Raw genomic sequence first — 18,705 nt, 5'->3', positions numbered from 1 at the left:
TACCGGGATTTATAGATTAAATGACAGAGTCATGAATGGGGAGTGACCACATTCATGCCTCTTTTCGACATCAGATCAGGCCGGGGTCGGTTCTACCACATGCGTCGGTTTTGGCAGCGACGACAGGAAGGCCATGATCAACGCGGCCAGATATGGCAGCGATTGCACCAAGAGCATGGTCACCCAAAAACGCATATCAGCGCTTGGCAGACCCTGCACCAGGCAGATCCCCAACGCAGCGCCCCACAGCAGCAGCATGATGAACAGCTCTTCCCGGGCTTCGGAAATGGCGACCCACATGCCGTGGCTGTCGACGTTCTTCGGTGTACGGAAGAACGGAATGCTGGTGGTGAAAAATCCGTACAAGACCGCTTTGGCGATGGTGTGGGACAACGCCAGCCCGGCCAACGCAGCGGCAAACGCGTCCTTGAGGTTGACCCCCACAGCGCGGCGGTACAGGAAGATGATCTTGCCGACCTTGAACACGAAGAGTGCCAACGGCGGAATCGCGAAGATCAGCAGCGGCGGATCGACCCGTTGCGGCACGATGATCATCGCGCCCGACCAGAGCAGGGCGCCGAAGGTGAAGAAGATGTTCATGCCATCAGCCACCCACGGTAACCAGCCCGCGAGGAAGTGATAACGCTGACCGCGAGTCAGTTGCGTGTCTTTGCCGCGCAGCAGGCTCGACGTGTGGCGCTTGATGATTTGAATCGCGCCATAGGCCCAACGGAAACGTTGTTTCTTGAAGTCAATGAACGTGTCCGGCATCAGGCCCTTGCCGTAGCTGTTATGGGCATAGGCCGCAGAAAGACCCTTTTCGAACACCCGCAGACCCAGTTCGGCGTCTTCACAGATGCACCAATCGGCCCAGCCAAGCTCCTCGAGCACCGAGCGACGGGTCATGGTCATAGTGCCGTGCTGGATGATCGCGTCGCGGTCGTTACGGGTGATCATGCCGATATGGAAGAAGCCTTTGTATTCCGAGTAGCAAAGCTTCTTGAAGGTGCTTTCGTTCTGGTCGCGGTAGTCCTGCGGCGACTGGACCACGGCGATTTTCGGATCGGCGAAGTGCGGCACCATGTGCTTGAGCCAGTTGCGATCAACGCAGTAGTCGGAGTCGATCACGGCAATGACTTCAGCGTCCGGCGCGGTGTGCGGAATCAAGTAGTTCAGCGCGCCGCCTTTGAAGCCTGCCAGCGGGGCGACGTGGAAGAACTTGAAGCGTGGGCCGAGCAGTTCGCAATGCGCCTTGACCGGTTCCCAGACCGCAGGGTCTTTGGTGTTGTTGTCGATGAGCAGGACTTCGAAATCCGGATAATCGAGGGCCGCCAGCGCGTTGAGGGTCTGCTTGACCATCTCGGGTGGCTCGTTGTAGCAAGGCACATGCACCGAGACTTTTGGTCGGTACGCGTTGTCGATTTCCACGGGCAGGAATTCACGGCGGCGCTTGTGGGTCCAGACTGCTTCGGCCAGCTCATGCGCTTCGGCCATCAATACGATGAACACGCCCAGTGCGCCGAGGGCCAGCAAGAACCCAACCGTCAGGCTGAACCAGGTGCTGTATTGCTGGCTGTAGTCGTAACCGATCCACACCAGCACCGAACCGCAAAGGAAAGCGGTGAACGTCAGGAAGGTGCGGCCGCGTTGGCGCAACGCCGAGCCGTCGATCAGCAGCAACGCCAGCGACAGCAGGGCCAAGACCCCCGATCCGATGGCCAGGACTCGCCACTGCGGGATAGCGACGATGGGCCCGGTGAAATTGAATTTCTGCTGGCGGTCGGCGTTGTACACGCCCCAATACGCGCCCACCGAACCTTCGTCACTGGCTTTCCACGGCTGATCAAAGGCTTCGATCACGAAGTAGTTGTAGCCCTGACGGTTCAGCTTGTTGACCAGCGTACGCAGGTAAATGGCTTGATCCGACTGGGTCGCATCAGCACCGCCGCGCATACGGCCATTGCTCGGCCAGCCAACCTCCGAAAGCAACAGCGGTTTTTTCGGGAACATTTTTTTCAGTTCGCGAGCGCGGTCGAGGACGAACTGACCGGCCTTGTCCACCGGGATAAATTCCCAATACGGCAGAATGTGTGCAGCGATCAAGTCAACGTGCTTGGCCAGCTCAGGGTATTTCTCCCAGATGTGCCACTGTTCGGAGGTTGTCACCGGCACTTTTACCGCCGCACGAACCCGGTCCAGCAGGACACTGAGTTGTTTGACGGTGATTTCACGGCGGAACAGCGCTTCGTTGCCCACTACCACTCGAACGACACTGCGCGTGGTGTTCGCCAGTTCGATGGCCCGGGTAATTTCACGCTCGTTGCGCTCTTGGTCAGGGCTGATCCAGATGCCCAGGGTCACGCGCAGGCCAAACTCTTCGGCCAGCTTCGGAATATCTCCCAGGGAACCGTCCACCGAGTAGGTGCGGATACTGTCGGTTTGCTTACTGATCAACTCCAGGTCCTGACGCATTTCGTCGTCGGTCGGGTAGATGCCTTCCTGCGGATTTTGCCCCGGTCGGAAGGGAGAGTAAGAAAAGCCTGAAATCTGCTCGGGCCAGTCGGGGGCGTTGACCGGGCGGTTGATTAGCGCCCAGAAACCGGTGAACAGCGCGGCAATCGCCACGACAACCACCAAGTTGAGTCCAAATTTACGCGATGACATAAATACGTCTAATTCCAAAGATTGCTATGTAACTAGGTGTGTTGTCGCTATTAAAGCAGGGGAGGGGGGCGCGCGTCTTCGCGAATTTCGGCTGGAGGACGGATCGGTAGGACCCAACTTGTTGGCGAGAAGCAGCGCTGCGGTGCGTCAGGCACGATGCCTAGCCAACAAGTTGGCTTGTGCAGCGTGCGGCGCGGTTAGAGATTGCGGTTTATCCGGATAAAGATGCTCTCACCGGTAGACCGCCCTATAATGCGCGCCGGTTTTTGGGGTTATGGTCATGAACACAGAAGATCCGCGGTTTGCTGGCGTCGCCCGTCTGTATGGCATTGAAGGCCTGAGCCGGTTGCGTGCTGCCCATGTGGCAATCGTTGGTGTCGGAGGGGTCGGTTCGTGGGCGGCAGAAGCGATTGCCCGCTGCGGCGTCGGCGAAATCTCTTTGTTCGATATGGACGACGTGTGCCTGAGCAACAGCAACCGCCAGTTGCACGCACTGGAAGGCACGATCGGCCGGGACAAGGTTGAGGTCATGGCCGAGCGCCTGCGTGCAATCAACCCGGATTGCGTCGTCCATGCCGTCAGTGATTTCGTCACCCGCGAGACCATGGCCGAGTACATCACGCCGAACATCGATTGCGTGCTCGATTGCATCGACAGCGTTAACGCGAAGGCCGCGCTCATCGCTTGGTGCAAACGCCGCAAGATTCAGATCATTACCACGGGCGGTGCGGGCGGGCAGATAGACCCGACGCTGATCCAGGTCTGCGACCTCAACCGCACCTTCAACGATCCGTTGGCATCCAAAGTGCGCTCGACCCTGCGCCGGGATTACGGTTTCTCGCGGACCATGACCCGCCACTACAGCGTGCCGTGCGTGTTCTCTACCGAGCAGCTGCGTTATCCGAAACCCGACGGCAGCATCTGCCTGCAAAAAAGCTTCGTCGGCGACGGCGTGAAGCTCGACTGCTCGGGTGGGTTCGGCGCGGTGATGATGGTTACGGCGACGTTCGGTATGGTCGCGGCGACCAAAGCAGTGGACAAGATTGTTGCCGGTGTAAGACGCCCGTCTGAACGGATAAAGCCGATTCAGGTCGTGCCGGAAGCCAACTGACGCATCCGCTGTAATACCGCGTTCAAGCCGTTGCTGCGTGACGGTGACAAGTGACGGCTAAGTCCCAATTGCTTGAACCAATCCGCTGGATCAACCTGCTGCATATCCTCTGCTGACAGGCCATTGACCCGCGCCAACAGCAGCGCCACCAAGCCTCGAATCAAGCGCGCGTCACTGGCGGCACGAAATTGCCACGCCCCCTGCTCGAAATTGCCCAGCAGCCAGACCTGGCTTTCACAGCCGTGTACCCGGTGCGCTTCGGTTTTTTCGTCGTCGCTCAACGCGGGCAAGCGTTCACCCCATTGCATCAATAGCCGCGCACGCTGCTCCCAGCTTTGTGGCTGATTGAAAGTATCCAAAGCCAGCTGGGCATCAGGCGGCAACTTCATCGCAGCAACTCCAGCGCTTGGTCCAGTCCATGGAAAAAACGCTGCACGTCGTCGGAGTCGTTGTACAGCGCCAGAGACGCGCGTAAGGCACCGGTCAGCCCCAGGTGCTTGATCAGCGGCATCGCGCAATGATGCCCGGCACGCACGGCAATGCCCTGTTCGGTCAACAGGTGAGCCAGATCGGCGTTGTGAACCCCGTCCACCACGAAGCTCACCAACGCCAATTGCGGATCTCCCAGCACTCGCACGCCCTCGCGGCTGCGCAAACCCTCGCGCAATAACCGGTGCAGCGCGGCCTCATGGGCCAGCACGGCGCCGTGGTCGAGGCTGTTCAAATAGTCGAGGGTCGCGCCCAGGCCGATGACCCCGGCTATCGGTGGCGTGCCCGCTTCAAAACCCAGTGGCGCAGGGCGAAACGTTGCGCTGTGGTAGTCAGTGGTCAGGACCATTTCGCCGCCGAACTGCCAATGACGTAACTGCGCCAGAGCTTCATTGCGGCCGTACAGCACGCCGACGCCGTCCGGGCCGTAGAGTTTGTGGCTGGAAAAGACATAAAAATCGCAGCTCAGGGCCTGCAGGTCTTGTCGGCCGTGCACTACACCTTGTGCGCCATCGACCACCGTCAGCGCGCCGTGCGCCTTGGCCATCTTCAGTAACTCGGGCAGCGGTTGCCAGGCGCCAAGTACGTTGGACAGCTGACTGACGGCCAATACCCGGGTACGTGGACCGATCAGCGTGGCAGCAACAGGAAGATCAATCAGCCCGTGGGCGTCGAGGGGCAAAACAATCAATTCGATACCGCGACGCTGTGCCAGTTGCTGCCAAGGCAGCAGGTTGGCGTGATGCTCCAGCGCCGAGATTACGATCTCATCGCCGGTTTCAAATTGATGCTCAAGCCCATACGCCAGCAGGTTCAATGCCGAGGTGGTGCCGTGGGTAAAAATGATCTGTGCGTCATCGCCCGCGTTAAGCCATTGGGCGACGTTGCGCCGGCTGTTTTCAAACAATTGAGTGGCGTTTGCCCCCGGCAGGTGCTGTGCGCGATGCACATTGGCCGCGCCGTTGGCGTAGTAATTGTTTAGCGCGTCGAGCAGCGCTTGGGGTTTTTGCGTTGTAGCGGCGTTGTCCAGATAGGTCTGGCCTTGCCGTTGCAGTGCGGCGATGGCTGGAAAATCAGCGCGCCAAGGGGAGGGCAGAAGCATGGTATTCAGCTCGATGGATCAGGGCCAACGCTGCAGGTGCAGCGTGGGCCTTGGATACGGCATCAGATCAGTTGTGAGCGTGCAGCGATTCGTTCAACTCGACGGCCGATTTGCGGGATTTGCATTCCACCGCGCCGGTTTGCGAGTTGCGGCGGAACAGCAGGTCAGGCTGGCCCGACAGTTCACGGGCCTTGACCACTTTCACCAGCTGATTCTTGTCATCAAGCAGCGCGACCTTGGTGCCGGCCGTCACGTACAGACCTGCTTCAACGGTATTGCGATCGCCCAACGGGAAGCCGATGCCCGAGTTGGCGCCGATCAGGCAGCCTTCGCCGACCTTGATCACCACGTTGCCGCCACCCGACAAGGTACCCATGGTCGAGCAACCGCCACCCAGGTCGGAACCCTTGCCGACGAAGACGCCGGCCGAGACTCGACCTTCGATCATGCCCGGGCCTTCGGTGCCGCCGTTGAAGTTGACGAACCCTTCGTGCATCACGGTGGTGCCTTCGCCGATGTAAGCGCCCAGACGTACTCGTGCGCTGTCAGCGATACGCACGCCGCTCGGCACCACGTAGTCGGTCATTTTCGGGAATTTATCCACCGAGAACACTTCCAGCATTTCGCCCTTGAGGCGCGCTTCCAGTTGACGCTCAGCCAGTTCGGCCAAGTCGACAGCGCCTTGACTGGTCCAGGCAACATTAGGCAGCAGCGGGAAAACGCCCGCCAAGTTCAGGCCGTGTGGCTTAACCAAACGGTGTGATAACAAATGCAGCTTGAGGTAAGCCTCAGGCGTCGAGGTCAATGCCGCGTCTTCGGCCAAGAAGGTGGCGACCAGCGGCTTGTGGCTTTCAGCCAGGCGGGTCAGCAGGGCGGCTTGGCCCGGATCGATCGTTTTCAGCAACTCAGCCAGTTGTGAAGCCTGAGTGGTGTTGAAAGCGATGGCCTGATTGCCACCGGTGTAACCCAGTGCGGGTGCGATAGCAGCGACCAATTCGGCAGACGGCTTAAGCAACGGCTGAGCGTAAAACACTTCAAGCCATGCGCCTTTACGGTTTTGAGTACCGATACCAAAGGCCAGGCTGAACGGGGTAGTAGACATGTGAATACCTCTAACTATTAAGAAAGGGGCTCAAGCAGCGCTTTGGCTTACTTGAAGGCCGCCTCGTACACATCGGGCTTAAAGCCAACCAGGGTTTTACCGCCAATATCGAGCACCGGGCGCTTGATCATTGACGGTTGTGCGAGCATCAGTTCGATTGCCTTGGCTTGATCGAGATCGGCTTTTTGTCCGTCGTCGAGTTTGCGAAAGGTCGTTCCTGCCCGGTTTAAAACCACTTGCCAGCCATGTTCATCACACCATTGAGTCAGGTGCTGACGGTCGATGCCGACCGTTTTGTAGTCATGGAAGTCGTAACTCACGGCATTTTCATCAAGCCAGGTGCGGGCCTTTTTCATGGTGTCGCAGGCTTTGATACCGTAGAGGTGTACGCCTTTATTGTTACTGGAGGAATTGTCCATTCCCGAAACTCCCCATGTGCCCAAAAAATTCAGCGGGTGATTATGCCACGTCGCTCCAATCAGTGCCTGGGCTGTCTCTGTAGAGGCTGCTCGCACGACACGCATAAAAAAGCCCGGCAGGTTGAGCCGGGCTTTTTAGCGTATTTCGATCATCTACCCATTGAGGCAAACACTCAGGCCGTGGTGTTAACCGCGGTGCCCGAGGTGCTGGAGCCTGCGTCGGTCAGTGCTTTTAGGAGGGCGCCGTTAGCGCTTTGCAATGAAGCGTTAGTGGATGCGATCTGAGTCTGCGCTGCGGCTACGGCGGCGGCCTTGGCGTCAGCGTTTTTTGTGCTGCTTTGGGCCTTTTGCAGCGCTTGTTCTTCTTGCTGCAACTGCTTCTGCAATGCCTGAATTTGTTTTTGCAGTTGTTTCACGGTGTCCGAAGCGGTAGTGGTGGTGGACGAGCTGGCGCTCGCGCCGCCCGCTGGCGCACCACCACCTGCGCCGGTGCTCGACGTCTTGGTCGATGCGGCCGCTGCCGACTTAGTGCCGGTGGTGTCGGTTGTATCAGTGGTCGCCGCCTTGGTGGTGGCAACGGTGGCAATGTGAACGGCGGATCCAATACTGGTGAGGCTCATCGCGTGGATTCCTTTTGAACGGAAACGAAAGAAGATTCCTACACATCGGCCACGATAGGTAAAACTTTAGTGGCCCAGACGATGAACTTCGTCGCAAGCAAACAACCCAGAAGTCAGACGGGTGTCCAACTTTTGGGGTGCAGTTCAGATTTTGGGGTTGCACATATTACCGTTCACGGCAGGCGAAACAGCAGGTAGTCATCTTTATCAAATTGGCTACTGAGCAGCGGCTGTAAGGCCGTCAATCGGTTGTCCGGCAGCGCTTGATAAACGGTTTTGGCGATCACCACGTAGACAGGCCCCTTCACCGCAGCCAATTCATCTGGCGAGGCGATGAAGATAGGTTTGAGGTCTTCGGGGATGTTGACCACGAATTTGATGGCTTTGCCATCCTTGGGCATCCCATACAAGGCCAGCGGCGCAGGGTCACGCTGGATCAGGTCATGCACCGCCACGCTAAAGCTGTGGGTGTCATAGGCCGCGCGCTCCACGGGTTCGTAGACCCAAATGAAACTCGTCCACACCGCCAGCACTGCGCACGCCGCCAAGCTCGCAGCACGCCATCGGGCCTTGAACAAGACCGCTAAAGCGATGACCTGTAACACCGCTAATACGGAGATAATTGCGCCAATCGAGGTCAGGTGCTCGGCGAAACGATGCTGAGCCACCAATAGCCCAGCGATCAACGCGCTCGGCATCAGTAACCAAATTCCTTGGAGCAAACCGCGTAAGCACGTGAACAAACGCCCTTCAGCCATCTGAAACGGATAAGCCGCAATGATCGCGGCCATGGGAATCATGGGCAGCATGTAACGGGCTTTTTTCGCCTGGGGAATCGACAGGCCGACCATGACGATTAATCCGGCCGCAGCGCAGAACATCACCAGCCTCAGCGCGGGCGTAAGGGGCTGCCGACCGCGAAGGATAATGGCTGCGAGCACCAGAATCGCTACTGGGTAAGCCAGCGCATAGTTACCCAGCGAACTGCTGAAGTAATAGAAAATACTGCTCGTGCCCTCGGTGCCGTCCATGCGTGAAGTGAATTGCATGCGCACCACTTCGTTGAGGAACTCTTGACCGCCGCTGAGCCTGGCGAGCAGCAATAGCGCGCCGATGCAGACCGCCAGTAATACCGCCGCTTGCACACCGAAAATAAACATCCGACGCCATTGGCCGCCCAGCACGTAATAACTGCACAGCATGCCGGTGGGAACCACCAGGCCGATGGGGCCGCGAATGGCAAAGCCCAGCACCAATAGCGCGAGGATCAGACCCATGCGCCGACGCGCGCCGAAGTGGTCTGCGGCGTAGCCCAGGTAAAACACGGCGAACGAGACGGTCGCGAGCATTTGGTCCAGGGAAATCGCGCGGGTTTCAGTGATGAAGGTATTGCTCAGCAGCAGCAAGGCCACGCTGACCAATGCCCATGTCCGCGAGTGCGCCGCTACCAAGCGATAAATAAGCGTGACCAACACCGTCGAGGCAATGGCCGTCGGCAACCATGCGGTGAGGCTGATCACTTGCCCAAACGGCAGCGAGAGCAGGTAAATAAAGAACGTCGATGTGGCGGAATAGTCTGGGTAAGGCTCGCCGTAGGTCGTGGGGAAAAAGCTTGGACCGTGGCGCAACATTTCCTGGGCGAAAATCACAAAGCGCGAGTCGAAACCGATTGCCGCCTGTTGATAGTTACCCACGACAAATAGCAGGAATGCCAACACTCCCAGGGCGATGGACTGGCGGCGTAGGGTCGCCGAAGAGGCCGCTGAGGGCTGGGGCAGAGGTAGGAACGGCAAACGTGTATCTCCAAAAAAACAAAACGTCGCTGCGCTTCAACGTGAACGCTCACGAACACCGGATGCACAAAGGGCCAGAGCCCGCAAACCACAGGTGGCTGCAGGCGCTGACCCTGGCGGATTACAGTGCGTTAGCGTCGGTAACGCTGTTCGCATTCCATTGCTGAAACGGAATCGGCAGGGAGCGAGAATCGCCACGGCCCATTGGGAAATAGGTGAAGCCCTTCCTCTTCATGCGCTCGGTGTCATACAGGTTGCGACCGTCAAAAATCACCGGCGTTTTGAGGCGTTCGTGGATCAGATTGAAATCCGGCGCCTTGAACTGTTGCCATTCGGTGCAGACGATCAATGCATCGGCGCCGCCCAGTACGGATTCTGGCGTACCCATCAAGCTCAGGCCTGGGTGGTTGCCATAAATGCGCTGGGTTTCTTGCATGGCTTCCGGGTCGAACGCCCGAACCGTTGCGCCAGCTGCCCATAGCGCTTCCATCAAAATCCGGCTCGGCGCATCGCGCATGTCATCGGTATTGGGCTTGAACGCCAAGCCCCACACCGCAAAGATTTTTCCGCGCAAATCGCCCTTGTAGAACGCGTTCACGCGTTCGAACAGTTTGGTTTTCTGCCGTTGGTTGATGGCTTCCACCGCTTGCAGCAAATCGCTGGAGCAATGTGCTTCCTGAGCGCTGTGGATCAACGCGCGCATGTCTTTAGGGAAGCACGAACCGCCGTAGCCGGCGCCCGGATAGATAAAGTGGTAACCGATGCGTGAGTCAGCACCGATGCCCAGACGCACGGACTCGATGTCCGCGCCCAAGTGTTCGGCCAGTTCAGCGATTTGGTTGATGAAGCTGATCTTGGTGGCCAGCATGCAGTTGGCGGCGTATTTGGTCAGCTCGGCGCTGCGCAGGTCCATGAAAATGATGCGGTCATGGTTGCGGTTGAACGGTGCATACAGGTCGCGCATCACGTCGCGCACCTCTTCGCGCTCGCAACCGACCACGATCCGGTCCGGGCGGCGGCAATCGGTCACTGCCGAGCCTTCTTTCAGGAATTCAGGGTTGGAGACGATATCGAACTCCAACGGCCGGCCGGCCAGGGCTTTTTCAGTGTGCAGGCGCAAGGCGTCGCCAGTGCCGACCGGTACGGTGGATTTTTCCACCAGAATCAGCGGCTCGACCCGATGACGCGCAACCATGTCGCCCACTGCGAACACCGCTTTCAGGTCCGCTGAGCCGTCATCGCTGGACGGCGTACCGACGGCGATGAACAGCACTTGGCCGTGCTCGATGGCGAGCTTCTCGTCGTTGGTGAAATGCAGGCGTCCGCTTTCCAGATTTTCCCGTACCAGCGTCGCCAGACCGGGCTCAAAAATGCTTACGTGGCCTTGCTGCAACTGCTTCACTTTTTCTGCATCGATGTCCATGCAGATCACATCGTGGCCGACTTCAGCCAACACGGTTGCTTGCACAAGGCCGACGTAGCCACTACCTAATACTGTGATTTTCATGCCGAATTCCTGGACCGTGTCGCGGAGCTACGTTTTGAGGAGCTACGTTGTGAGTTGATAGTGATGACGCCGAGGATAACCAGAGTCACACCTAATGTTTTGGAAGCGCTGAACTGTTCATGGAAGACCGGCAGACCTGCTGCCAGCAAATACACCAAGGCGTAACTAATGCTGAGTAATGAGTAAGCACGGCCCAGCGGCACGTCGCGCAATGCAAGTAACCAGCACAGCATCGAGAGGGCGTAAGCCAAAATCGCGGCACAGACAACGCCAATCGCGAGCAAATCGATGCTGCCGTTACCGAGTGCGTCCAGCCATTGGGTCGGCAAGGGCAGGCGCGTCATGCTCCAGCGCATCCCCAGTTGTGCGCCGCTGACCAACAACACGCTGCCCAAGGCGAAGGTGACGCCACGTCGCAGGTTCATGCGTGTTGTCCGAGCAAAATCACGCCACCGATCACCAACGCGACGCCAATCCAGTGGCGGCGGTCGATGGACTCTTTGAACAAAAAGCGTGCAACCAGTGTGATCAGAACGAAGTTCAAGCTCAGCATCGGGTAAGCAATACCGACTTCAACGCGCTGCAGCACTAGCAGCCACAATAGCAATCCGAAACCCAAGCTCGCCAAGGCCAGCCATAACCAAGGCGAACGCAGGGCGAGGCCGATGCCGACGTTTTTTCCGCGCCAGCCCTCGACCGCGAATTTTTGCGCGACTTGGCCCAGGCAGCTCAACAAGCAGGCGGCCAGCAACAAAAGCAGGGTCATGAGGCGGATTGCGCGAAGATCAGGATCACAATGTTCCCTTCTTCATAACGCTGGCCGTCCTTGGGCAGCAGGTTGACCTCATCGCGGTCTTCCTGACTGTTAACCCGCATGACCACGCCGACCTGGCCTTCGCTTCGCGCTACGCTCATCCACTGCTGCACGTTTGCAACGTCGACTTTGCGGGCGACAGAATCTGCGTACGTCAGGCCATATTTGACTTCGCCCACGGTGTTGTACAACGCGACATCGGGTCGCTGTATGCGCCATGACAGCGCGGAAGCGGCGCCCAGGTCGTTACTCAACAGGCTTTTGCTTTGGCTCAGCGCTGTCGCATGCCGGGCGATAAACCGGTCGGGGGTTTTGTTGAACACCATGCTGTTGGGCAGGCTCATGGGTATCAATGCCACAAACAGCCAAGCACCCAGCGCTGGCATGAGCCACAAGGTCAACGGTCTGACCACTTGAAAAAGATTGGCGACGGTCCAACCCACAACCGCAACCAAGGCCAGTGTCAGGTGCAGCGGCTCGTTTTCATAGATGGGCTTGCTGTACTGCATGTAAGCCAAGGCAATCAGGACAATCACACCGATGGCGATGTTCAACAGCCCATTGAGGCGCAACGCTTGGAAACGGGCACTGGCGAGTCGATCCACCACTGCCGGTCCCATCAGCAATGCCAGCGGCAACATGCACGGCATTACGTACGTTGGCAGTTTGCCTCGGCTCAGGCTGAGAAACGCCAACGGCAACAGTAACCACAGCAGCACAAAGACCGTGTTGGGGTGGGTTCGCGACTGCCAGGCTTGTTTGAACGTTGCCGGTAGCATCGCGGCCCACGGCAAACTCGCCATCACCAGCACCGGCAGGTAGAACCACCATGCCTGAGGGTGCGGCGCATCGGCCCCGGCAAAGCGACGAATGTGTTCATGCCAGAAGAAGAAGTTCCAGAAGTCCGGCTCGCGTTGCTGCACCGCCAATGCCCAAGGCAGGCATACCACCAGCGCTACAACCACTGCCAGTGGGCCGAATCTCAGCAGTTCACGAAAGCGTTTTTGCCAGACCATGTATGGCACGGCGATCAACGCCGGCAGCAGCCAGGCGAGAAATCCTTTGGTCATGAAGCCCATGCCACAGGCGAAACCCACCAACATCCACGCGGCAATGCGTTCGCGGCCAGCGCTGTTAACGGCAAACCACACCCCGGCCAAACTCAGATTGACCCATAAGGTGAATTGCGGATCGAGGTTGGCGTAACCCGCTTGCGCGGCGATCAGGCCAAAGCTCAAAAAAATCAGGGCGCACATAAAACTCTTGCGCGGGTCATTCCACATCCGACGGGCAACGGCGTAGATCAGCAGCGCACTGAGGCCGACGCTAAGCGCCGAAGCAATGCGCACACCAAACAGGTTTTCACCGAAAATCGCCTGACCCACAGCGATCATCCAATAACCGCCTACGGGTTTTTCAAAGTAGCGCAGGCCCATGAAATGAGGCGACACCCAATTGCCGCTGAGCAGCATCTCCTGACTGACTTGCGCATAACGGCTTTCATCTGGAATCCACAGGCCATGACTGCCCAGCGGTAGAAGAAAAGCCAGAAAAAACGCAACCAGCAAAAAAAGTAACGCCCAGCGTCCCGTCACGTGCGCTGCACTCCCAACCAGCCTTCGCGACCACTCAGGGTGCCACGGACCAATAGTCCTGCTGGCAGGGTATCGATCTGAGCGGGCAACAGGTTGCCGAGCGGTTGGAACTGGATGTCGCGCAACTTGGCTTGCGCCAGCAGTTCGCGGAAATCATTGGCCATTAGAATCCCTTCTACTTCTGCGTGGATCGTATAAATGTTCAGTTTCTCGGCGCCGAAGCGGTCGAGAATAAAAGCGTTGAAATCCTTGGCGCTAACGTCTGGACCGACCACTTCATCGAAGGTGGGAAGATCCACCGGAATCTGTGGTGTGCCTAAACGGCCGTCCTTAAGCGTGGGGCGAAACAGGCTTTGGCCGCGACAATCGCTGTTGTAGCGAAAACCAAACTGCTCTTTGGCTTCAACTACACGTTCATCGGCGCGCCAGCCAGCCGTTGCTGAACAGTCGACCCGGTGACCGGTGATATCACTCAAACAGTCCACGCCGCGACGAATCTGCTCGATCAGTTGCGCGTCGCTCCAGCGTCCTGCATTGGCTTGCCAACCGTGATGGTCCCACGCGTGCAAACCGACCTCATGCCCGGCCTCGACCGCTTGGCGCATCAGATGACCCAGGTCGCGGCCGATAGGCTTTCCTGGCCAGGCAGTGCCCGCCAGAAGAATGTCCCAGCCATACAAGCTGGCCGCCTTTGAACGAAGCATTTTCCAGAAAAACTGAGGGCGGATGAGACGCCATAAATGACGCCCCATGTTGTCCGGTCCGACACTGAAAAAAAACGTCGCCTTGACCTGTGCTTCATCGAGCATTTCCAACAACCGCGGCACCCCTTCTCGGGTGCCTCGATAGGTGTCTACGTCGATTCGCAGTCCTGCCTGCATCAGCGTTTATCCGCGATTTCAGCCATGGCTTCACGCAGGAAGAAGTCCAGGGTGTTGCCGATGGTTTCGCTCATTTCTACCGTCGGTTCCCAGTTCAGCAAGCGCTTGGCGTTGTGAATGCTTGGTTTGCGATGGGACACGTCTTGGTAGCCAGTGCCGTAGAACGCCTTGCTTTCCACGTCGCGGAAGCCGGCAAACGGAGGGAAGTTGGCGCGCAGTGGGTGAGCTTCGAACTGACGCAGCAGTTCTTCGCCCAACTGACGAATGCTGGCTTCGTTGTCCGGGTTGCCGATGTTGATGATCTGACCGTTACACGCGTCATTCTCGTTGTCGATGATGCGAGCCAGCGCTTCGATGCCGTCAGCGATGTCGGTGAAGCAGCGTTTTTGTTCGCCACCGTCGAACAGGCGGATGGGCGTGCCTTCAACCAGGTTCAGGATCAGTTGGGTAATGGCGCGTGAGCTGCCGATACGTGCGGAATCCAGACGGTCCAGACGCGGGCCCATCCAGTTGAACGGACGGAACAGGGTGAAGTTCAAGCCTTTCTGGCCGTAAGCCCAGATTACGCGGTCAAGCAATTGCTTGGAGACCGAGTAGATCCAGCGCTGCTTGTTGATTGGGCCGACCACCAGGTTCGAGGTGTCTTCGTCGAAGTTTTGGTCCTGGCACATGCCATAGACTTCAGACGTCGAGGGGAAGATCACGCGCTTGTTGTACTTCACGCAGTAACGAACCAGTTTCAGGTTCTCTTCGAAGTCCAGTTCAAAAACGCGCAACGGGTTGCGGGTGTATTCGATTGGCGTGGCGATGGCCACCAGCGGCAGGATCACGTCGCACTTCTTGATGTGATATTCGATCCACTCGGAGTGGATACTGATATCGCCTTCGACGAAGTGGAAGTTAGGGTGGCTGCGCAGGCGCTCTACCGCGTCAGAACCGATGTCCAGGCCATAGACGTCATATTTGTCGTCACGCAGCAGGCGCTCGGACAAGTGGTTACCGATAAAGCCGTTAACGCCGAGGATCAGCACGCGGGTACGGCGTGGGGCGCGGCCGGACTCGGCACCACGCAGCACGGAGCCGTCTACCAAGCCCAATTCGTTAGCCAGTTGCGGACCGCTCAAATACAGACCGTTTTCGTTACGCTGACCGGCTTTGATGACCAGTGAGTCTTCGCCACACGCGATGCGCAATGGATCGATGCTAATCACGCGGCCTGGGGCCAGACCTTCGTTGCCCTTGATAACGTCCGCGTTCCAAACGATCAGCTTGTGCTCGCCGGCTGCGCAGAAAGCGCCTGGGTAAGGCTGGGTGACCGCGCGAACCAGATTAAACAGTTCTTCAGCAGGGCGTTGCCAGACCAACTTGCCATCGGCCGGGGTGCGACGACCGAAGTAGGTCGCTTTGGATTCGTCCTGAGGCGTTTCGCTCAGTTTGCCTTGAGCCAGTTGTGGCAATGCTTCGTTGAGCAGGTTGGCAGCCGATTCGCGCAGTTTGCTGTGCAAGCTCAACGCAGTGTCGGAACGCTCGATGGCAACCCGTTGCTGAGCCAGAATGCCGCCCGCGTCAGCGCGCTTGACCATGCGGTGCAGGGTGACGCCGGTTTCGGTTTCGCCGTTGACCAGAACCCAATTAGCCGGAGCGCGACCACGATAGCGTGGCAGCAGCGAACCGTGCAGGTTGAATGCACCTTTGCCGGCACAGGCCAGCAGTTCGTCGCTCAGCAGATTGCGGTAGTAGAACGAAAAGATGAACTCGGGTTTGAGCTTGGCGATGCGCTCGATCCACAACGGGTGGTTGGCATCTTCAGGGGCGTGAACCGGAATGCCTTTGCGGGCACACAGCTGTGCAACTGAACCGTAGAAGGTGTTTTCCTTCGGGTCATCAGCATGGGTAAACACAGCGGCGATTTCATAACCTGCGTGCAGCAGGGACTCAATGCCCGTGCAGCCAATATCGTGATAGGCAAAGACGACAACTTTCGGATTCATAACGTGACCTGAGTAGAAGATGAAGATTCTTTTGAGTCGCTAACGCTAACGGAAGACGTGACCGGTTGGCTGCGCAGCACTTTCTCGATGAAAAAGCGCGGGCGGGCCCGAACATCGCTGTACATGCGGCCGAGGTATTCACCCAGCAGCCCCATGCCAATGAACTGGCCACCGGTAAACACGAACAGTACCGCGAACAAAACGAAGGAGCCGTCACCGGCCCAGACTGCGCCGAACATCAAGCGCAAGATGATCAGCATAATGGCGAAGAGACCGCCCAATAACGCCATGCTGAAACCGATAATGCTCAGCAAGCGAAGGGGGGTGGTGGTCATGCAGGTGATCAGATCGAACATTAGATTGATCAGGCGCATGGTGCTGTATTTCGAGTCGCCGTGTTCACGTTCGGCATGCTGCACAACCACTTCAGTGGTGTGGCGCGCGAAGCTGTTGGCGAGAATCGGGATGAAGGTGCTGCGCTCGCGGCAGGCGAGCATGGCGTCTACAACGGACCGGCGATAAGCCCGCAGCATGCAGCCGTAGTCACTCATGGCGACACCCGTGGAACGTTGAACCGCCAGATTAATCAGTCGCGAAGGCCAGCGGCGCCAGGCAGAATCTTGACGGTTGCTGCGCACGGTGCCGACTACGTCGTAACCCAGAGCTGCCTGTTCTACCAAGCGCGGAATTTCTTCCGGCGGGTTTTGCAGGTCAGCGTCAAGCGTGATGATTACATCGCCCTTGCATTGTTCAAAGCCCGCCATGATCGCGGCGTGTTGACCATAGTTGCGATTGAGGATCACGGCAACGATATGGCTGCCTTCTTGCTCGGAGGCGTCCTGCAGAATCTGCGCGGATTCGTCTCGGCTGCCGTCGTCGACCAACACAATCTCGAACCCATAAGAAAGTTGGGCGCAAGCGGCTTCGGTGCGGCGCAGCAGTTCAGGCAGGCTTTCCTCTTCGTTGTAGACCGGGATAACGATCGACACGAATTGAATCGGATAAGGTCTCACAGGCGCTTTCCAAGAGTAGTTTCAATGGCGCTGGCGACCCGCTCGACGTCGTCGAGGCTCATGTCAGGGAACAGCGGGATTGAGCACAGACGTGCGGAGTTCCACTCGGTGTTGGGCAAATGAACATCCGGGAAACGTTGACGGTAATAGGTGTGCATGTGGGTGGCGACAAAGTGAATGCCGCTGCCGATATTCTGTTCCTGCAGGCCTTTCATAAAGGCCTCACGGTCAATGCCGCATTGCTCGGCGTCGATGCGCAGGATGAATAAGTGCCAGGCGTGTTGCTGCGGATACTGCGGCAGGTGCAGCGGTTGTACTGGTAACCCCGACAGGCGTTTCAGGTAAGCCTGGGCCAGTACTTCGCGCTTGGCGTTGATGTCGTCCAAGCGCTGCAATTGCACCAGCGCAATGGCTGCGTTCATGTCGGCCAGGTTGTACTTGAAACCAGGCTCGATAACCATTGCCTGGGGTTTGCGGCCATGGGTCATGCGGTCATAGGCATCGACGCCCAGGCCGTGGAATTTGAGCGTCCGTACGCGATTGGCGAGCTTTTCGTCGTCACTGACGAACATCGCGCCTTCGGCGCAGGTCATGTTCTTTATCGCGTGGAACGAAAAGATCGCCGTGCCTTTGGCGCCGACCGGGCGGCCACGGTACACCGTGCCTGCCGCGTGAGCAGCGTCTTCAATCACGGTGATGCCGTGACGATCGGCAAGGGCGTACAACGGATCGAGGTCGTAAGCAGCCCCGGCGTAGTGCACTGGAATAATGGCTTTGGTGCGTGGCGTGATGGCCGCTTCGATGGCAGAAACGTCACTCATCAGCGTATCGCGGTCTACATCGACAAACACCGGCGTCGCGCCCAGCAAGCAAATCATGTTCGCGGTAGATACCCATGTTTGCGACGGCGTGATGACTTCATCGCCTGGGCCAATACCCAGCGCCAACAGGGTGACGTGCATCGCGCCGGTCGCCGAAGAAAGCGCCACGGCATGAAGGCTGCCTACGCGTTCGGCGAACTGCTGCTCAAGTTCCTGACTTTTCGGGCCGGTGGTAATCCAGCCGGAGCGAAGTACCTGCTCTACGGCGGCTATTTCCTCGTCGCCAATACTTGGGCGGGAAAACGGAAGGAAACTTTGACTCATGGGACCCTCTGGTGCAGGAAGACATTGCGGCCGTACATACAAGCCGTGCGCAATGCCCAGTGATCAACTGTCTATTTGTTGGAAAAACGAGGCTGTATTAGCCGAAACGTTAACCGACCCTCGAAATATCGGTGTAGTGAAGCATAGTTCGGGGCTGGTGAAAATTGCGTTTACATTCCGCACCTTCCGGTACGTTCGTGCACTGTTCAGATAACAGCGGGTTAGCCCAGTATTCATTGGGCTATACAGGCCTAAATCAGATAATTGGCGCGGGTGTCAACTATTTTAGATTTTCTGCGATGCACAGGTTTTGTTCGTGGATTGCCTCCGCAGACACTAACAGTTCGAACCTGAACAGTAACTGTCGGCAGAAAGGCTACAGGTCCATTGGCGTGTAGCGTGTAACGTCCTATAGCCGCTTGGGTTGTTTAAACAACAGGTTTAATAGCGTGCTATGTA

At 57.8% G+C, this 18,705-nt stretch carries 16 protein-coding genes; 1 reads left to right on the top strand and 15 read right to left on the bottom strand.

Annotated features, from left to right (window positions below; translation table 11 throughout):
- Window positions 1-75: 75 nt before the first annotated feature.
- Window positions 76-2,664 carry a glycosyltransferase gene (locus RHM59_RS10280; RefSeq protein ID WP_322168053.1) on the bottom strand — a complete coding sequence of 863 codons (2,589 nt, stop codon included), beginning with the start codon at window positions 2,662-2,664 and terminating at the stop codon, window positions 76-78.
- A gap of 274 nt (window positions 2,665-2,938) precedes the next feature.
- Between RHM59_RS10280 and tcdA the strand changes: the two genes are divergently transcribed.
- Window positions 2,939-3,775 carry a tRNA cyclic N6-threonylcarbamoyladenosine(37) synthase TcdA gene (tcdA, locus tag RHM59_RS10275; RefSeq protein ID WP_322168054.1) on the top strand — a complete coding sequence of 279 codons (837 nt, stop codon included), beginning with the start codon at window positions 2,939-2,941 and terminating at the stop codon, window positions 3,773-3,775.
- Here tcdA and RHM59_RS10270 read toward each other — a convergent pair.
- The 14 genes from RHM59_RS10270 to arnB form a co-directional block, all read right to left on the bottom strand.
- Window positions 3,751-4,164, bottom strand: coding sequence for a SufE family protein (locus RHM59_RS10270; RefSeq protein WP_322168055.1), 414 nt, complete (start codon window positions 4,162-4,164; stop codon window positions 3,751-3,753). The genes tcdA and RHM59_RS10270 overlap by 25 nt on opposite strands.
- Entirely contained in the window at window positions 4,161-5,366 is a 1,206-nt protein-coding gene (locus tag RHM59_RS10265) for a cysteine desulfurase (RefSeq protein ID WP_322168056.1), read from the bottom strand. Before RHM59_RS10265 ends, RHM59_RS10270 begins: the two co-directional genes overlap by 4 nt.
- A 67-nt stretch (window positions 5,367-5,433) precedes the next feature.
- Window positions 5,434-6,468 carry a 2,3,4,5-tetrahydropyridine-2,6-dicarboxylate N-succinyltransferase gene (dapD, locus tag RHM59_RS10260; protein ID WP_322168057.1) on the bottom strand — a complete coding sequence of 345 codons (1,035 nt, stop codon included), beginning with the start codon at window positions 6,466-6,468 and terminating at the stop codon, window positions 5,434-5,436.
- 47 nt (window positions 6,469-6,515) lie between these two features.
- Window positions 6,516-6,887, bottom strand: coding sequence for an ArsC family reductase (locus RHM59_RS10255; RefSeq protein WP_322168058.1), 372 nt, complete (start codon window positions 6,885-6,887; stop codon window positions 6,516-6,518).
- 173 nt (window positions 6,888-7,060) lie between these two features.
- On the bottom strand, window positions 7,061-7,507 hold the full coding sequence (locus RHM59_RS10250) for a hypothetical protein (RefSeq protein WP_322168059.1): 447 nt from the start codon (window positions 7,505-7,507) through the stop codon (window positions 7,061-7,063).
- Between the two features lie 173 nt (window positions 7,508-7,680).
- Complete coding sequence (locus RHM59_RS10245; RefSeq protein WP_322168060.1) at window positions 7,681-9,300, bottom strand: ArnT family glycosyltransferase; 1,620 nt, start codon at window positions 9,298-9,300, stop codon at window positions 7,681-7,683.
- A 121-nt stretch (window positions 9,301-9,421) separates the two neighbouring features.
- The gene (locus RHM59_RS10240; protein WP_322168061.1) at window positions 9,422-10,807 is read right to left on the bottom strand and encodes a UDP-glucose/GDP-mannose dehydrogenase family protein; all 1,386 of its coding nucleotides are present in this window, start codon (window positions 10,805-10,807) and stop codon (window positions 9,422-9,424) included.
- Window positions 10,804-11,232: a 4-amino-4-deoxy-L-arabinose-phosphoundecaprenol flippase subunit ArnF gene (gene arnF / locus RHM59_RS10235; protein WP_322286514.1), complete on the bottom strand. Its 429-nt coding sequence runs from the start codon at window positions 11,230-11,232 to the stop codon at window positions 10,804-10,806. Before arnF ends, RHM59_RS10240 begins: the two co-directional genes overlap by 4 nt.
- Entirely contained in the window at window positions 11,229-11,573 is a 345-nt protein-coding gene (gene arnE, locus RHM59_RS10230) for a 4-amino-4-deoxy-L-arabinose-phosphoundecaprenol flippase subunit ArnE (protein ID WP_322286513.1), read from the bottom strand. Before arnE ends, arnF begins: the two co-directional genes overlap by 4 nt.
- A complete protein-coding gene (gene arnT / locus RHM59_RS10225; protein WP_322286512.1) occupies window positions 11,570-13,216 on the bottom strand; it encodes a lipid IV(A) 4-amino-4-deoxy-L-arabinosyltransferase in 1,647 nt (548 codons plus the stop codon). Before arnT ends, arnE begins: the two co-directional genes overlap by 4 nt.
- A complete protein-coding gene (gene arnD, locus RHM59_RS10220; RefSeq protein WP_322168065.1) occupies window positions 13,213-14,097 on the bottom strand; it encodes a 4-deoxy-4-formamido-L-arabinose-phosphoundecaprenol deformylase in 885 nt (294 codons plus the stop codon). The genes arnT and arnD overlap by 4 nt, the downstream gene beginning before the upstream one ends.
- The gene (arnA, locus tag RHM59_RS10215; protein WP_322168066.1) at window positions 14,097-16,088 is read right to left on the bottom strand and encodes a bifunctional UDP-4-amino-4-deoxy-L-arabinose formyltransferase/UDP-glucuronic acid oxidase ArnA; all 1,992 of its coding nucleotides are present in this window, start codon (window positions 16,086-16,088) and stop codon (window positions 14,097-14,099) included. The genes arnD and arnA overlap by 1 nt, the downstream gene beginning before the upstream one ends.
- Complete coding sequence (arnC, locus tag RHM59_RS10210; RefSeq protein ID WP_322168067.1) at window positions 16,085-17,101, bottom strand: undecaprenyl-phosphate 4-deoxy-4-formamido-L-arabinose transferase; 1,017 nt, start codon at window positions 17,099-17,101, stop codon at window positions 16,085-16,087. Before arnC ends, arnA begins: the two co-directional genes overlap by 4 nt.
- Window positions 17,098-18,246 (bottom strand): UDP-4-amino-4-deoxy-L-arabinose aminotransferase, encoded by a 1,149-nt coding sequence (gene arnB / locus RHM59_RS10205; protein WP_322168068.1) that lies wholly within the window; start codon window positions 18,244-18,246, stop codon window positions 17,098-17,100. The genes arnC and arnB overlap by 4 nt, the downstream gene beginning before the upstream one ends.
- Window positions 18,247-18,705 lie beyond the last annotated feature (459 nt).

Origin of the sequence: Pseudomonas sp. MH10 (assembly GCF_034353045.1) — a bacterium.
Lineage (GTDB): Bacteria > Pseudomonadota > Gammaproteobacteria > Pseudomonadales > Pseudomonadaceae > Aquipseudomonas.
This window is presented reverse-complemented; position numbering and strand designations above follow the sequence as displayed.

Coding starts and splice junctions, on each gene's coding strand:
- RHM59_RS10280 (WP_322168053.1), bottom strand. CDS start 2,664: ATGTCATCGCGTAAATTTGGACTCAACTTGGTGGTTGTCGTGGCGATT.
- tcdA (WP_322168054.1), top strand. CDS start 2,939: ATGGTCATGAACACAGAAGATCCGCGGTTTGCTGGCGTCGCCCGTCTG.
- RHM59_RS10270 (WP_322168055.1), bottom strand. CDS start 4,164: ATGAAGTTGCCGCCTGATGCCCAGCTGGCTTTGGATACTTTCAATCAG.
- RHM59_RS10265 (WP_322168056.1), bottom strand. CDS start 5,366: ATGCTTCTGCCCTCCCCTTGGCGCGCTGATTTTCCAGCCATCGCCGCA.
- dapD (WP_322168057.1), bottom strand. CDS start 6,468: ATGTCTACTACCCCGTTCAGCCTGGCCTTTGGTATCGGTACTCAAAAC.
- RHM59_RS10255 (WP_322168058.1), bottom strand. CDS start 6,887: ATGGACAATTCCTCCAGTAACAATAAAGGCGTACACCTCTACGGTATC.
- RHM59_RS10250 (WP_322168059.1), bottom strand. CDS start 7,507: ATGAGCCTCACCAGTATTGGATCCGCCGTTCACATTGCCACCGTTGCC.
- RHM59_RS10240 (WP_322168061.1), bottom strand. CDS start 10,807: ATGAAAATCACAGTATTAGGTAGTGGCTACGTCGGCCTTGTGCAAGCA.
- arnF (WP_322286514.1), bottom strand. CDS start 11,232: ATGAACCTGCGACGTGGCGTCACCTTCGCCTTGGGCAGCGTGTTGTTG.
- arnE (WP_322286513.1), bottom strand. CDS start 11,573: ATGACCCTGCTTTTGTTGCTGGCCGCCTGCTTGTTGAGCTGCCTGGGC.
- arnD (WP_322168065.1), bottom strand. CDS start 14,097: ATGCAGGCAGGACTGCGAATCGACGTAGACACCTATCGAGGCACCCGA.
- arnA (WP_322168066.1), bottom strand. CDS start 16,088: ATGAATCCGAAAGTTGTCGTCTTTGCCTATCACGATATTGGCTGCACG.
- arnB (WP_322168068.1), bottom strand. CDS start 18,246: ATGAGTCAAAGTTTCCTTCCGTTTTCCCGCCCAAGTATTGGCGACGAG.